This window comes from Phycisphaerae bacterium, from assembly GCA_035275405.1.
GTDB lineage: Bacteria > Planctomycetota > Phycisphaerae > UBA1845 > UTPLA1 > DATEMU01.
The window spans coordinates 205,441-221,614 of record DATEMU010000001.1 but is presented as its reverse complement, the minus strand read 5'-3'; the positions used below and the strand labels follow the sequence as shown (position 1 = coordinate 221,614).

Annotated in this window: 9 protein-coding genes and 1 tRNA gene; 8 read left to right on the top strand and 2 right to left on the bottom strand. The window is 61.0% G+C overall.

All coding sequences use genetic code 11. From position 1 onward, the window contains the following. Positions 1-640: 640 nt before the first annotated feature. From VJZ71_00865 to VJZ71_00845, 5 genes are all read left to right on the top strand, one after another. A complete protein-coding gene (locus VJZ71_00865; protein HKQ46601.1) occupies positions 641-1,270 on the top strand; it encodes a hypothetical protein in 630 nt (209 codons plus the stop codon). 100 nt (positions 1,271-1,370) lie between these two features. Further along, complete coding sequence (locus VJZ71_00860) at positions 1,371-3,257, top strand: tetratricopeptide repeat protein (GenBank protein ID HKQ46600.1); 1,887 nt, start codon at positions 1,371-1,373, stop codon at positions 3,255-3,257. Between the two features lie 103 nt (positions 3,258-3,360). Beyond that, positions 3,361-5,352 (top strand): tetratricopeptide repeat protein, encoded by a 1,992-nt coding sequence (locus VJZ71_00855; GenBank protein HKQ46599.1) that lies wholly within the window; start codon positions 3,361-3,363, stop codon positions 5,350-5,352. Continuing rightward, positions 5,349-7,895, top strand: coding sequence for a TIM-barrel domain-containing protein (locus VJZ71_00850; GenBank protein HKQ46598.1), 2,547 nt, complete (start codon positions 5,349-5,351; stop codon positions 7,893-7,895). The genes VJZ71_00855 and VJZ71_00850 overlap by 4 nt, the downstream gene beginning before the upstream one ends. 141 nt (positions 7,896-8,036) lie before the next feature. Beyond that, a tRNA-Ser gene (locus VJZ71_00845) sits at positions 8,037-8,125 on the top strand. A gap of 686 nt (positions 8,126-8,811) precedes the next feature. On the opposite strand, the gene VJZ71_00840 is transcribed toward VJZ71_00845, so the two are convergent. After that, positions 8,812-11,106 carry a nitric-oxide reductase large subunit gene (locus VJZ71_00840; protein ID HKQ46597.1) on the bottom strand — a complete coding sequence of 765 codons (2,295 nt, stop codon included), beginning with the start codon at positions 11,104-11,106 and terminating at the stop codon, positions 8,812-8,814. Positions 11,107-11,290: 184 nt separating this feature from the next. On the opposite strand from VJZ71_00840, the gene VJZ71_00835 reads away from it, so the two are divergent. Genes VJZ71_00835 through VJZ71_00825 form a run of 3 tightly spaced genes read left to right on the top strand, consistent with a single transcriptional unit; the run spans position 11,291 to position 14,444 of the window. Then, complete coding sequence (locus tag VJZ71_00835) at positions 11,291-11,782, top strand: Rrf2 family transcriptional regulator (protein ID HKQ46596.1); 492 nt, start codon at positions 11,291-11,293, stop codon at positions 11,780-11,782. A gap of 24 nt (positions 11,783-11,806) precedes the next feature. Further along, entirely contained in the window at positions 11,807-13,687 is a 1,881-nt protein-coding gene (locus VJZ71_00830; GenBank protein HKQ46595.1) for a DUF1858 domain-containing protein, read from the top strand. A gap of 13 nt (positions 13,688-13,700) precedes the next feature. Beyond that, positions 13,701-14,444, top strand: coding sequence for a class I SAM-dependent methyltransferase (locus VJZ71_00825; GenBank protein HKQ46594.1), 744 nt, complete (start codon positions 13,701-13,703; stop codon positions 14,442-14,444). A gap of 79 nt (positions 14,445-14,523) precedes the next feature. Here the strand turns inward: VJZ71_00825 and VJZ71_00820 are convergent, their stop codons facing one another. Beyond that, entirely contained in the window at positions 14,524-16,164 is a 1,641-nt protein-coding gene (locus VJZ71_00820; GenBank protein HKQ46593.1) for a cobalamin-dependent protein, read from the bottom strand. Between the last annotated feature and the right edge of the window lie 10 nt (positions 16,165-16,174).

The window sequence follows — 16,174 nt, the reverse complement described above, 5'->3', positions numbered from 1 at the left end:
CCGTTATCCTCCTGGATTCTGGTCTACTTGGCCGATTAGACGAACTCGTATTGCGACCGCGAGTCAAGCCGGGCACATTCTCGTTCTGCTTTCGAGACTCTCGCGTCGACACAAAGCCGATTCCGGAGTTACCGTGCTCTGCGATTGAAGAAGATCATCGGTACAAGTACTCCGATCGGTGCAGCCTCCACGACGAATTAATGCCGGATGACTTTGTTCCGATAGAGTACGGGCTGATCCGCGTGGATCTTTCCGAAATGTCAGAAACTCATGCGAGGTTTAGAGAATTCCCCAACTCTAATAGGTCCTATCGAGGAGGCTGTGTTGGGCGGCCTGCAATGCGGGCTCTGGTTCGCTTTTGCCCGAAGTGCCGAGATGCAGAGGAGAAATGGCGTTTCGCGGATCAAGAAAGAACTACGACTCAGCCGTCGAACTGAATTTACTAACAGCGCGCACAGGGATGTTTCTAGCGCGACCACGTCACTCAAGAACCATGATCCTCCGCCCACCTCTCGCGAATTGCCCCGTCTGCAAGTACTCGCTCCAAGGCCTACCGACGGCGCATCGTTGCCCGGAGTGCGGGTTCGAATATGACGAACAAACGATCGTATTCCGGCCGAAGACGCCGTGGAAGACCTGTGTGAGCCTGTTAAGCACGCAGTTTTTCATCTTCTACTTCGTGGGATTCAATTTGATGGCGATGGCCTATCGAATGGCCGGATCGATCGCATCGATCGGTATCCTTGCTGCGTTTGCCGCCATGCCCGGTTTGACGATCTGGTGGGTTGTGCATGCACATCGCCGGGGCCGCTTCGCGGCGATCCGCCACGACGCCCTGTTTGTGCGGAATTTTGACGAACTGGAGAGAATTCCCTGGCCCGAGTGTTCGATGGTGGCGCTGGACGATATCCAGCCCTGGCTAAAGCAAAAGGGCCAGGATCGCACCGTCTCATTGCGGGGATTCTTTGATTCGGATGTCGAGCGAAAACTGTTCGGTCAGGTCATTTCGGCCGTACGCTCCGGGGGCGATTTCGTAGATGTCATCGCGCAGCAGAGCATGTCGGAAAAACTGAGCAGCCCGGCCAAGGGCGACCGAACGACTCTGATTCGAGTAGGCGTGTCAATCATGGTCTTCGGAGTCCTCCTGATGATCGGCAACGTCATGTTCGGTCCCGGCCGGTTTTCATTGGTTTGCGTTGGGGTCTCGATCTTTTGGGCGGGAGCCATCGCCGCGCTCATTGGTTACTGGCGATCGGACCGTAAGGCATAAACCTTCGCACACAAACCGGCCACCGCGCCGTTGTGCCAAGTCTTTGAGGGTTCTTATACTTCAGGAGCCGGCCATGAGGCCGACTTGTGAAGGACGCTTGATGGGATCAAAGAGGGCTCGGCGAAAGGCGGCGCGGCACGAATGGGCACGCGCAATGGTCAAGACCGAACCCGCGGGACCTCCGCGAATCATCCTCATCGTGCTGATGCTCCTCGTCGCCGGGGCGGTCCTCGCCACGCATTGGCCGGCGCTGTCTGCGCGGGCGATGTCCTGCGACGATCAGCAGTATCTTGCGGACAATCTCCTGGTCCGCAACCCAAGCTGGGCCTCGGCGCGGCGGGCGCTGACGGAGGTGCTCGAACCCTCGACCGTCGCGGGCTATTACCAGCCGCTCTCCATGATCTCGCTGATGATCGACGCGGCGACGGGCGGGAGCGTCGACAACCTGCGGCCGTTCCACCGGACGAGCCTGATTCTGCACGTGGCCAACACGCTTCTGATCGTGCTCCTGCTGTACACGCTGTTCGGGCGACCGTGGCCCGCGGCCGTCGCTGGGCTGCTTTTCGGGTTGCACCCGCTGACGGTCGAGCCGATCCCGTGGGTTGGGGAGCGGAAGACGCTGCTTGCGGCTTTTTTCGCGCTCGCCGCGCTAGTCGCGTATGTGCGTTACACGCAGACGCGGCGTTGGGCTTATTTCGCCGGTGCGATCATCGGTTATGCCCTGGCGTTGCTCTCCAAACCGACGAGTACACCTCTGCCGTTGGCAATGCTGCTCCTCGATTACTGGCCGCTGAACCGTTGGGGGCGGCGGGCGCTCTGGGAAAAAGCCCCGCTCTTGGCCATCGGTGCCATCTCGGCGGTCATCACGTTTGTCTCGCAGGACCGCACAGCGGCGACGGTCCTGCCGACGGATGTCCCCTGGTTCTACGCTCCACTGCGGCTCTTTCATAACGTCGTCTTCTATCTGGAGAAGATGATCTGGCCGCGCCATCTCTCCTCACACTATCCCGTGCCCGATCCGTTCAACCTGTCCGATCGCGGTCTATTCGTCGGGCTGATCGGAATACTGATCCTGGTGCCGCTCGCATGGGTGACGCTGCGCTACACCCGCGCGCTTGCCGTCGGCCTCCTGATATACCTCGTACTCTTGCTCCCCACCGTGCAGATCATCGGGTTTTCCGATGCCATCGCCGCGGACAAGTACGCGTATCTCCCGGCGGTCGGCATCCTCATCGCGCTGGCCTGGCTTCTCGGCCGTTGGCGGGTGTTTTCGCCGGCTCGGCGGCGCGGGGCGTTGGTCATCGGCGTGGAAGCCCTGCTCATTGTCGCGGCGAGCGCGGAAGTGCTGGCGACGCGCCGATATCTGGCGGTCTGGAAAGACACCGAGTCGCTGTGCGGGCACATGCTCACCCTGACACCAAAAGCGGCCAGCGTCCGTAATCACCTGGGGCTGTATCTGGCCGGGCAAGGTCGATGGAACGAAGCCGTCGCGCAATACAAGCAGGCATTGAAAGACAATCCGAACCATGTCGAGGCCCGCAACAACCTGGGAAACGCCTATTCCGAACTCGGACGCCACGCCGAGGCGTATTCGTGTTGGAATCGTACGCTCGAACAGGACCCGTCCAATTTCACGGCCACCTACAACCTCGGCACCTGGTACGCCGAACAAAGCCAACTGCCGGAGGCCCGGCAGTACCTCGAGTCGGCCGTGCGATTGCGACCGGGCCATCCTCAGGCGCGAACCAATCTGGCGGCCATTCTGATACAAATGGGCGAGCCGTCCGAAGCGGCGGCGCATCTGCGCGAATCCATCGCGTTATGGCCAAACTCGGCAAACGCCCACTACCAGCTTGGTGAGGCCCTGCGCCAGACCGGTCAGTTTGAGGACGCGGCGCGGGAGTTTCGCGAGGCCCTGCGGCTCAATCCCGCGCATCAGGGCGCGCAGGCCGGCCTGCGGGCGCCTGTGCCCTCCGGCGGCACGTAACGCTACGAGGATCTAACCGCACCCCGCTGATTGGTGCCCCCGCGCCACTCCCCCGCCACGGCGAGCCTGCGACGTACGGTCGCCGCGCTGATAGACTTGCGGGATGAGGCGGAATCGTAAGCCCGTTCAACAGCGGCACGCTCCCGCACCGGCCCCGGTGGTTGCCCACTCCCCCGCCGAGCCCTCATCGACCCGAGCCCTGCTCATCCTCCTCGCCGTCTCGGCGGTATTGGTGACGGCAGTGCATTGGCCGGCGCTTTCCGCACAGGCGCTATCGTTCGACGATCAGGATTATCTCGTTGACAACCCCCTGGTCCGCAACCCGAGTCTGACTTCGGCGTGGCGTTTCGTCAGCGAGGTGCTGGAACCATCGACCATCGGCGGATATTACCAGCCATTGGCGATGATCTCGCTGATGATCGATTATGGGTTGGGCGGCCGCATCGATGACCTGACGCCGTTTCATGCGACCAGCTTGACCCTGCACGTCGCCAATACGCTGCTGATCATCACCCTGCTCTACCTCCTCTTTGGGCAGCCCTGGCCCGCGGCGATCGTCGGCATTCTGTTCGGCGCGCATCCCCTGACCGTCGAGCCCATTCCTTGGGTGGGCGAGCGAAAGACATTGCTGGCCGCGTTTTTTTCGCTGCTCGCCCTGATTGCGTATGTCCGCTATGCCAGGACCCATCAGCTGCGCTGGTTCCTGTGTGCGACGCTTGGTTATTGCCTGGCGCTGCTCTCCAAGCCGACCAGCACCCCGCTTCCGCTGGCGATGCTGGTCCTGGATTGGTGGCCCTTGCAACGCTTCAGCCGCCGCGCCATCTTCGAGAAGCTGCCGCTCCTGGCGCTCGCCGCGGTCTCCTCGCTGGTGACGTTCACTTCGCAGCAGCGGACCGCCGTCGTCGCCTTGCCGGGCGAATACAACTTCGTCGAAATTCCCATGATGATCTGCCACAACATCATGTTCTATCTCTATAAGCTCGTGTGGCCCGCGAATCTTACTTCACACAATCCGCTGCCTGCGCCGTTTCGATTGACCGAGCCGTGGATCCTGGCGGGTGTAATCGGCACCTGCGTCCTGGTCCCGCTGATGATCTGGTCGCTGCGGCGGACGCGCTCGCTGGTCGCCGGTTTATTGATCTACTCTCTCATGCTGCTCCCCACAATTCAGATCATCGGATTCTCCAATGTGATCGCCTCGGACAAGTATGCGTATTTGCCGGCGATAGGACTGCTCCTCGCGCTCGCCTGCGGGCTCGCGCAGTATTCATCGCGCGCGACGAACCCCGCCGATCGCACGTGGCGAATCGGTCTACTGGGCGGAATCGGCGCGCTGATCTTCTGCGCGGAGGCCTATGGCACGCGCCAATACCTGACCGTTTGGCGTGATACGGAGACGCTCTATCGGCACATGATTGCGCTGGCGCCGCAAGCCGAAACGCTTCGCGCTCGCCTCGGAAACCTGTACCTGGAACAGGGCCGGACGGAAGACGCCGTCGCCGAGCTCCGGGAGGCGGCGCGGCTGGCGCCGAACTTCGCGCCGATTCACAACGACCTGGCCAACGCCCTGAAGTCACAGGGAAAGTTTGACGAGGCGATTGCCGAATACGCCGAGGCCCTGCGATTGCAGCCCGATTTCGCCGAGCCGTACAGCAATCTCGGCGCGCTGCTCGTCAGTCAGGGCCGCGCAAAGGAGGCCCTGGATTTTTTTCAGGAGGCGATCCGACGCGTCCCGAAACTCGCCGATGCTCATTACAATCTCGCCACGACGCTCGTCAGCCTCGGCCGAACGAACGAAGCGGTGGTCTCTTTTAGGAAAGCGCTGGAATACCGGTACCCCTATCCGGATGCGCACAACAATCTGGCTGTGGTGCTCGCCCGTCAGGGACGAGTGGACGAAGCGATCCATCATTTCCGCGAGGCCATCCGCTTTTCGCCAGATTACGCCGAGGCGCATTTCAACCTCGCCGGGACACTCGCGCGGTCGGGTCAAATCCTGGAGGCCGCCCGAGAATATCAGCAGGTCCTGCGGATCGATCCGAGCGACGAAGATGCATGGCGGGCGCTGGACCAACTCAACAGGAAGGGATCATGAACGATGTTCGCCTGATCGTGATTAGCTTGATCGCGCTCTGCGCACCCGTCTTGCGAACTGAGCGGGGCCACGCGACCGAGCCGCCACGACGTGTGTGGAGCGAGAATTACGAATCCAAATCGTGGCATTTGCGAATCGAGGTTTTGGATGACGATCTCGTCCTGTTCGAATATGCGCCAGCCGGCGCGAAGGTATCCGAGCGTATCGAACTCACGCCTATGGTGGCAAAGCGGGATTATTCCGGGCCGTCTCGGGTCTCCACTGCCGCCGATGGCACAGTCAAGACCGCGGAGTTCGAGCTTCGGATCGAACCCGCTTCGCTTCGCATGACGTTGCTTGACGCGCGGACGAACCCATCCAAGCTCCTTTCAGCACTTACCCCCGTTGAAGGGACTCACCCTTCGTTCACGCTCGCCGCCGGCTCCATGACCCACGCCTACGGCCTAGGCGAGCAGTTCGTGGAATTGGGTCAACCCAACGGCGATTGGGTCGGCCGCGTCCGTACGCCGGGTTGCGAGTTTGGAAATCGCATGGTTCCGTTCGGCGGAGGCGCGGTCGGAAACGCCATGTTCCCCATCCTCTATGCCCTCGGCGGCCCCGGCGAAAACTACGCGATCTTCTTCGACGACGTCCACGCACAAACATGGGACCTGACCAAAGACCCTTGGACAGTTCAGTCGACCGGCAACACGATTCGCGGCTACTTCCTGACCGGCCCCGACCTGCCGGACTTGCGCCGCGATTACATGGAACTCGTCGGTCGACCACCGGTGCCGCCAAAGAAAACGTTCGGCCTGTGGGTGTCCGAATACGGCTTCGACGATTGGGCGGAGTTGAAGGACAAGCTCGCCACGCTGCGCGAACATCGGTTTCCCGTCGATGGTCTCATCATGGACTTGCAATGGTTTGGTGGCATTGTCTTCGAGAAGCCCGAGAGCCGCATGGGAAGCCTGACGTGGGACACGAAACGATTCCCCGCACCGCGTCGTACAATCCAGCGCCTCGCGGAAAAAGACGGCGTCGGCCTGGTCCTGATTGAAGAGTCCTATGTGTCCCGCGGCCAACCGGCGTTTCGGAGAATGGAAAAGGCCGGCTATGTCGCGCGCGACGACGATGGCTCGGCGACCGTGCTCAGGAGTTGGTGGGGAGAAGGCGGGATGATCGACTGGACCAATCGGGTCGGCGCGGATGATTGGCACGACAAGAAGCGTCAGCCGCTGGTCGACATGGGCATCCAGGGTCATTGGACCGATCTGGGCGAGCCCGAGGATTACGACGCGAAGTCCGTGTACGCCGGCCTCGACGCCACCGGCAGCAGTCCCCATCGCGAGGTTCATAATCTGCTGAACTTCCGCTGGCTGGAGAGCATCCAACGCGGCTACGCGCGGAATTCCCCGGAGAAACGACCCTTCACAATGAGTCGATCCGGCATCTCGGGTGTGCAGCGATTCGGCGCCAGCATGTGGTCCGGCGACATCGGCTCCAACGTCGGCAGCCTGGCGACGCATCTCAACGCCCAGATGCACATGTCGCTCTCCGGCGTGGATTACTTCGGCTCGGATGTCGGCGGGTTCAAGCGTAAGGCCCTCGATGGCGACGAGAACGAGTTGTACACGATGTGGCTGGCGAATGCGTGCGCGTTCGACGTTCCGGTGCGACCGCATACGGCGAACACGACGAATCGCTATCAGACCGCGCCCGACCGGATCGGCGACCGCGAATCCAACCTGGCGAACCTGCGGCGGCGATACGAATTGATCCCCTACCTTTATTCGCTCGCCCACCGGGCCTACGAATTCGGCGAGCCCCTCGTGCCGCCGCTCGTCTATTACTTCCAGGATGATCCGCAGGTCCGCGAGATTGGCGATGTGAAGTTGATCGGCCGCGACCTTCTTGTCGCCGCCGCCTATCAATACGGGGCAAAGTCGCGCGATGTGTATTTGCCGGCGGGCGTCTGGTATGACTATCACACCGGCGTGCGTATCGAGAGCGACGGCCAATGGATCCGGGATGTACCGCTACAGTGCGACGGTCGGCTGACGCTGCCGATGTTTGCCCGCGCGGGGGCGATTATCCCGCTCATGTACGTCGACGACCAGACGATGAACGCGATCGGCCAGCGGCGGGACGGGACGCGCCGCAATGAACTCATCGTTCGCGTCTTCGCGGGAGATGACGCCACGGAATTCACCCTTTACGAAGACGATGGGACGACGACGGCGTACCAACGCGGCAAGGTCCGGAAGACAAAGATTCGCCAGCGGATATCGGGACCCATGATAGACGTCATCATTGAGCCATCGGAAGGAGATTTTGAGGGGGCGCCCGCACGAAGGCCAATTGAAGTCCGGCTGGTGACAGATGGAAAGCACCCGGCCAGGGGCGCGTCGCTTAACGTCGCTATGCTACCCCGCGATGAAGCCGGCAAAGCCGATCCCCTCGCACCAGGATGGCGACAGGTCGATTCGCGAACCGTTGCGGCTCGATCCGGAGCCTTGGAGGTTCGCCATGAGAAAGTCTTTGAATTCGAATTCGGGCGATGACGGACGAGATTTAGCCGGGATTCGAGTGGGTCAATCCACTCAAAGGAATCCTCAATTTCGGCACCAACCGCCCCGCTTGCCGACGCCGCAATTCCTCCTATAGTAATTGTTTCGGCGCGCCAAAGACCGGCGCTGCCGAATGGAGAGGTGTCCGAGCGGCTTAAGGTACGCGCTTGGAAAGCGCGTGTGCGGGTCAAACTGCACCGGGGGTTCGAATCCCCCCCTCTCCGTTCATCCCTTTCGGTACAAAACAGTAATTACTGCGGCGTACTGCGCTTAGAGCAATTCTTGGAAAGCTTGCGACGACCTCCTGGTGCACACATGGTGCACATCGGGTGCCCAGGAGTTTCTTGCCATGGCGAAGGTCCGTCGTACGAGGCCGCGCGGGCGATTCCGCGTCGGCGGCGTGACCACTCCAATTCGGGTTTTCCCGTACAGAGTTTTTGGCGCAGACAAAATTCGACCCCGCGCGCATTTTACGCTCAACCTAATCGCACTGATCGAACTGCATTAGAAGGGGACTCAGGGAACCGCTGGCCACAAAGTGCCGGTCGGTCTCGGTCATGGGACGGAATCGGGACCGACTGGGCACTGGTTGGAAACGGTTAACCCATGTATGGACGGTGAGTTAGAACGCAAATGGTGTTACCTGGGAATAGGAACGTCTAGCGTCCCCGTTAGCGGCTTAATCCTGGGTAAACCCAGCCGAAGTTTCAGGGGTGTCGTCAACGGCCCAATCGCTGTCCCGCGTCAATGAGCTGGCCACCTCGCTTCACGGTGGCTCGGCGATCTCCTCGACCGCAATCGTCTCGAACAGGCTAACAACAAGAAGCCGAGATTTCTGGCGCTTGTCTGATAGCCGCGAGAGCGCGATACCTCGCTCGGCAATCGGGCCGAACGAGGCAAGCCCGTTCGGTCAAGATTTGGTAACTGCCGCATGGGTGAGTGACAAGCTTACGGCATCGGCCTCGCGTTGGAGCGACCAGCCGGTCTTGAGGCCGAGGACGAACCAGCCAAGGGCCATAACACCGACGGCGAAGATCGAATCGCCGATGACGCGCATCCAGCGCAGGGTCTCCATCGTGTCAGTCTGGAGGAACGCGGCTGAGCGAGCGTACCACGTGCCGTGTTCGACACTGGCCCAGGTCTGCAAAAGGCCGACAGGCAGTAGACTGAGGAGTACCATCAAGGCCAATCCGATGTTAATCGCCCAAAAGGAGAGCGAGAGCGCGCCGGTTTTCCACGCCTGTCGGGTGGTCAGGCCGCGAAGGCAGAAGAGCATCAGGCCGATGCCGAGCATGCCATATACGCCGAACAGCGCGGTGTGACCGTGGACAGGCGTGGTGTTCAGGCCCTGCATGTAATAGAGGGCGATTGGGGGGTTGATGAAGAAGCCGAAGAGCCCAGCGCCGACGAGGTTCCAGAAGGCCACGGCGACGAAAAAGTAAATCGGCCATCTGTATGCGCTGACCCAGGGCCTTGCGCCGGTCAGCTTCCAGTTCTCGTATGCCTCAAACCCGATCAAGGTGAGAGGTACCACCTCCAGGGCACTAAAGACGGCTCCGAGGGCGAGCACCACGGTGGGTGTGCCGGTGAAGTAAAGATGATGGAACGTCCCAATGATCCCCCCGGAGAGGAAGATGATCGTTGAGAAAAGCACCGCCGAGGTCGCGGAGGCGATACGAAGCAGGCCCAATCGGGTGAAGAGAAATGCGATCACCACGGTGGCAAAGACTTCGAAGAAGCCCTCGACCCAAAGATGAACAACCCACCAGCGCCAGTACTCGGCGATCGCCAGATTTGTCTGCCGTCCCCACATCAGGCCGGCGCCGTAGAAGAGTGCGATGGCGGTCGAGGCGATCAGAAACAGCGCCAGAAGGTGGCGATGTTGTCCGGGCTGACGGAAGGCGGGCCAGAGCGCCCGCGCCGTTAACGCGAGCCACAACCATAAACCCACAAACAGGAATATCTGCCAGAACCGGCCGAGATCGACGTATTCATAGCCCTGGTGGCCGAACCAGAAGTTCATTTCCAGTCCCATCCGCTGGCGCGTGGCATACCAGGTGCCAAACATGCTGCCGCCGACGATGAGGAGCAGGCAGGCGAATAGTAAATTGACGCCGGCCCTCTGGAATCGCGGCTCGCGGCCGGAGACGGCCGGGGCGACGAAGAGACCGGTAGCGAGCCAGGCCGTGGCGATCCAGAAGATACCCAGTTGCGTGTGCCACGTTCGCGTCACCGCGTAAGGCAGGATGTCGGCCAGGGGAAAGCCGTAGAAGCCAGAGCCCTCCACGCCATAGTGCGCGGTAATCGCGCCGAGCCCGACTTGCACGACGATGAGTAGCGCGACGACCCAAAAATACTTGAGCGTCGCCTTCATCGATGGCGTCGGCTTCAGCGCGAGGAGCGGGTCCGTCGCTGGCGCCCCTTCGAAGGGTTCCTCCGATTCGCGGGTGATGGCGGAGTGCCAGGCGAGGGCGCCGATACCGGCCAGTAACAACACGAAGCTCACGACCGACCAGACGACGATCGATGCGCTTGGTCGATTGCCGACCAGGGCCTCCGACGGCCAGTTGTTCGTGTAGCTGATGGCGGCGTGGGGGCGGTTCGTCACGCAGGCCCAGGCCGTCCAAAAGAAAAAGGCGTTGAGTTTCTGGCGTCGCGCCGGGTCGGGGACCGAATTCGTCGCCATGGCATAGGCTTCGCGAAGCTCGTCCATGGTGGCGTCATTGCCGAAAAGCGCATCATAGTGGCGGCCGACGTTGGCAATCGCCTCCGCCCGCTGGCTTGAGACTGTCAGGTCGCCCGTGGCGGCGTCATAGGTGTTCGTGCGCAGCTCCTGCATGAGCTTGGCTTGCAAAGCGGCCTGCGCGGGCGCGCCGACGTCGTCCCAATCTTCTTTGTGTTCGCTCTGCGCCCATTGCTGCAGGAAGAACATGGCTTCGCGATGAAGCCAATCGGCCGACCAATCCGGCGCGACGTAAGCGCCGTGGCCCCAGATGGTGCCGACTTCCTGGCCGCCCATGGATTGCCAGACGTTTTGGCCATCGCGAATGTCCTGCCCAGTGAAGAGGACGCGGCCATCCGACGCCAGGATCCGCTGCGGGATGGGCGGAGCCTGGTGATAAAGTTCGAGGCCGTAGTAACCCAGGACCGCGAAGGACCCGAGAATTACTACGCCAAGGGCAATCCAGAGTCGCAAATATCGCATAAACCAGCACTCCAGTCCCCGACCGCGGAATATAGGCGTGGGGCCGCCGCGACAACCAAACCTGGACATCCAGGTTGACGTTTAAGGTTAACGCCGCTAAACTGGATGTCAAGGTCCAGTTAGCCCGCCGCCTCGGCTGGCACACCTTTTGCAGGGGTGGTCGATTGCACCCTCAGGAGTTGCCATGACTTCACAGACTGCCGAATACGCCCTGCGGGCGGTGGTATGGTTGGCCAGCCGACCAGGGAGGGCGCTGTCCACGCAGGAAATCTCGACGGCAACCAAGGTCCCGGCGGGATACCTGTCCAAGGTACTCCAGGGGCTGGCGCGGGCAGGGCTCGTCGTATCAAACCCGGGGCGCGGCGGCGGGTTTTTGCTGGCGCAAGACGCGGAGCGAATCCGCGTGCTCGACGTCATCAACGCTGTGGACGGCATACAGCGAATTCGACAGTGCCCGCTCGGGCTTCACTCGCACAGTCGCGAGTTGTGCCCGTTGCACAAACGACTCGACGAGGCGATGGCCATGGTCGAGGAGGCGTTTGCGAAATCCACCATTGCGGAACTGATCGCCACGCCCACTTCGAGCAAGCCGCTGTGTGATGGGCGACGTGTTATGGTCAGAGAGAAAAAACGTCAGGCCACCGCTCGAGCGGTCAACGGCCGTCGCCGTCACTGATCGGCGCAGCAATAGGAGCCTTCCATGAATACTGCTTATCAGCCTTTTAGTATCAGTCGGGACACGATGCTGCCCGATCTCCTGCACCGATTTCCCGGCGTACGGCCGGTCTTTGACCGTTATGGGCTTCGCGGCTGCGGCGGCGCGCATGGACCGGCGGAGTCCATCGGTTACTTCGCGGGGGCTCATGGCGTGGATGAGGAAACACTGATTGCGGAGTTGAATCAGGCGATGGTCCATCCGCCGAGCACGACGGCGGAGCCTACGGCACATCCGCTCGACCAATTGGCCGACACGATCTATCGGCGGTTTTTCAAGGCAGGCGTAGTCGTCGTACTTACGGCCGGTGCAGTGTGGGGCGCGCTCCTGTTGCTCAGGATTGGGGCGAACCGGGCTTTCACGGCCATTTCGATTCACGACATTAATGCCCACGGGCATGCGCAGATCTTCGGTTGGGTGGGGCTGTTTGTCATGGGCTTCGCGTATCAGGCCTTTCCGCGGATGCGGCACACAATCCTGTGGCGACCAGACTTGGCCAATCTCTCGTTTTACTTGATGGTGTTCGGGGTGTTCGCGCGGGCCGTCGGCGAGCCATTGTTTGAGACGCCCATGTTCCGCGAGTTGGCGTTGTGCGCGGGGATGGCGGAACTGGCGGCGATCGGATTGTTCGTCGCCATCCTGCTCAACACCATCGTGCGCAGCGGCAAGCCGCTCGAACGGCATGATGCGTATGTGCTTGCTTCATTGGCATTTTTTGTCGTGCAGGCCGTCTACGATCTCTGGCTACTGTATGCCACGACAGCCGCGCCGACGCGCGAGGCCCTGCTGGCAATCATCGCCACCTACCAGGCCCCGCTGCGCGATTTCCAGATCCACGGCTTTGCGATGCTCATGATTCTGGGCGTGGGAATTCGCATGTTCCCACCTCTCTTTGGTCTGGCCGCGCCCGGCCGGAAGCTCGTTCGTAACTCCTTCATTCTTCTGCTTGCGGGCGTGCTGGGCGAGGCGGTCTTCTTCATCCTGATGCGGCGAACGGGCGATCATCAGTGGGCATGGCCGATGTACGCGGCGATGATCCTGCTCGCGGGGGCGAGCATCGCCTTAACGCTGCGCTGGGGTCTATTGGCCCAGCCCAGGGAACGCGATCGCAGCACGAAGTTCGTGCGGGTAGCGGTCGCGTGGTTGCACACGTCGATGCTGATGCTGGTCTTCGCGCCCGTGTACATGCGGGTAATTCTGCCGGGCGCGGCATCGCTCTCGGTCAGCGGGCAGGATGCGGCGGCGCTGGGGTTCTCGCACGCGTACTACGGGGCAGTCCGACACGCCATTACTGTCGGCTTCATCAGCATGATGATCCTGGGCATGGCAGCGAAGGTCGTACCGACGCTGAACGGTGTGGACATTCGAGGTTTGCGAAAGCTCTGGCTGCCGTTTGCACTGGTCAACATCGGCTGCCTGATGCGCGTAGCCTTTCAGATCGGCACCGATTTCCGCGAAGCGGCCTATCCCATCGCGGGCGTCAGCGGGCTGTTTGAAGTGAGCGGCATCGCGATCTGGGGTGTCCACCTTTGGCGCATCATGAATGGATGGAAACCGACTGAACAGGTGGCGACGGAGCGGCCGTCGCGGATTTCCGCGACTGACAAGATCGGCCTGATTGTCGAGTGGTTCCCGGCCACGCTGCCGCTGCTGCTTTCCAAGGGTTTTACGCCGCTCGCCAACCCGGTGATGCGGCGGACGATGGCCCGCGCAATCTCTGTTGAAACGGCCGCGAGCCATCACGGCCTGGACGTTGAACAGTTGTTGGCCGAGCTAAACGCCACGGCATTCGGCGAATCTTGTTGCGGTTCAATCGGTGCTTTACCAAAGTCAAAAATCTCGCTGCCCGTACTGAATCATGGCTGAGAACCCATCACTAATGTTTCTCAACGAATTCGTCGATGCGTACGACTTGCTGATCGATTGGCCAAAACGCCTGGCCAATGAGGCACCGTTTTTTCGGAAGCGGTTCGCCGAGGCAGGGGTTGAACGCGTACTCGATGCAGCCTGCGGCACGGGCCGGCACGCTGAGATGTTTTACAACTGGGGCCTCAACGTCGAGGGAGCGGATATCAGCCCGGCCATGATCCAACGGTGTCGGGAACGATTCGGAGAGCGGGAGCGCCTTCATTGGGTTGAGCGGTCGTTTGAGAACTCCTGTGAACCGCCACGGCGATTTGACGCCGTGATTTGCATCGGAAACTCCCTCGCGTTGGTCGAGGATGCGGAGTCTGTCTCGCGAGCCGTCGTGTCATTGATGTCGATGATCCGGGCGGGAGGTCTTGGCGTGATCCAGGTACTAAACCTGTGGAAAGTGCTTGAGGGACCGAAACTCTGGAAAGAACGCCACGTAGGTACCGACGACGATGAAAAGCGAGTCTTACTAAAGGGGCTTCATCGCGTCGGATCTCGAGGGTACATTGAATTGATCGACCTACGGATGAGCCCCGCCGGAGCGGCCAGACGCATGGACTCGACGAGTTTTCAGGGAATCGAAGCCGAAAGTCTGTCGGCGGCGATTGGCTCCAACGGCGGCCGGAACCTTCGATTGTACGGAGGCTATCAGGAGGAGCCCTACCATCGCGAGCAAAGTACGGACCTGATCTGCGTCTTTCAGGCGTGACATGAGAGGGCGATGCGTCGCCATCAACTTGAAAACTAAGTGGCGATTTGTCGTATTTGGATCCCCGCCACTGCCAGACTCATCGCCTTTGCTGCCGGCCAGTCTCCCCGTGGCAACTCAACTTTGAATCGCAGTTTGCAGTCTCACAGAACGTCGGCGGCTCGTACGTCCAGCCGCGGCGCAGGCGGCGCTCTTCTTGCCCCATCGTCCACCGAATGTAGCGGCCGATGAGCGGCGCCGACAATCGCGACTTCAACCCAAACTCGTCATACACATCTTCCAAAATCCGCGAGATTTTCGCCGACATCGCGGCATCCTTTCGGTAATAGTGCCGGGTCGCCCACAAGGCCCCGGCGTACAGGGTGGCCAACCCGCGACAGTCCCATACGAAGCGCCTGCGGATAGCGTCGTTGGGATGATCCTTGTAGCGACGCCAACCCTGAAGCATCGTCCGCGCCATCCGAACGAGACTGGGGCCGTTCACCTCAAAGTCGCGGCGAAAGGCCCGAAGCAGGTACTCGGTCTCCCGGCCATCCTTTATGTGGGCATGTCGGTAGTTAAACCGGTACTGACCGTGGGAGTCGGCGTAGTCCAGTTCGCCGCGATCCACCAAAGTACCTGCGGCCTGTAGCTCGGCGTAAAGAGGAGTGCCGGGGATGGGTGTATACAGCATGAACTGGTGGAAATCCGTGTCGTGGCTGATCGCATGATTAATCGCCGCGTCGATGTTGTCCGGGCAATGCTCTTCCAGCCCGATGATGCTCGAGCCGAGCACGCGGATGCCGTGCGCCTGGAGCGTGCGCACCAATGCGTGGGTATCCAGGCCCTTGAGCTTGCCGTATTGCGAGTCCTTGCCCTCCAGGCCCATCCAGACCCAGGTGATACCCAGGCCCACCAACTGCTCCATTTCGTACAACCGCAGCACGTTCGCCGAGCTGAAGACGTACAGCGCCCACGACTTGCCGTGTTCTGTCATTAAGGCCAGCAATTGCAGCGCCCGCTTTCGGTGCATCAGAAAGTTTTCGTCCATGACAAAGAACGACCGCACGCGAAGGTCCCGCTCCAGGTCGCACATGATTTGGAACAGCTCGTCGCCGGTCTCGTAGAAATGCACGCAGTTTCCCTTGCCGCCGAACATGGCCGACGTCGAACAGAAGTTGCACCCCAGCGGGCAGCCTACCGAAGGAATCAGGGTAGCGGCGATTTCGCCCGGCTTGACCGACTGAGTGATCCCCAGGATGCGCGCACCGATGCCCGAATAGATTCGCGGGTGCTCGATCGGACGGCCTTCGTCTTCGCCCAGGAACCGGCGCATCCAGCGCACGCCTTCGCCCTTGACGATGTGGTCGGCGTCGATCAGTTCGTCCAACTCCGGCATGTTGGCAATGTGTCCGCCGACGATAATGGTCGCCGCTGGCTGGTGCACGCGGATGAGCCGGCACATCTCCCGCACCTTCCCGACGTTCGGCATGATCGAACTGATTCCAATAATGTCATACTCATTCGTCGCGATTTGTTCGATAAAGCGTTTCAAGTCCGGGAAATCCAGAAGCGTGCAGGGGGCGAGGATGTTGGCCTGGATTAGCATGAGCCCCCAGGAGCGGTGGAACATTCGAAGCGAGAATGGACCCTGCACCCGCGTGACCTGGTTGTGATACAGCTCCATCGGGTTGATTGTTCGGCTGCCGTATTCGTCGTCCTGGGCATACGGCCCAAACACGCTGGTCAAC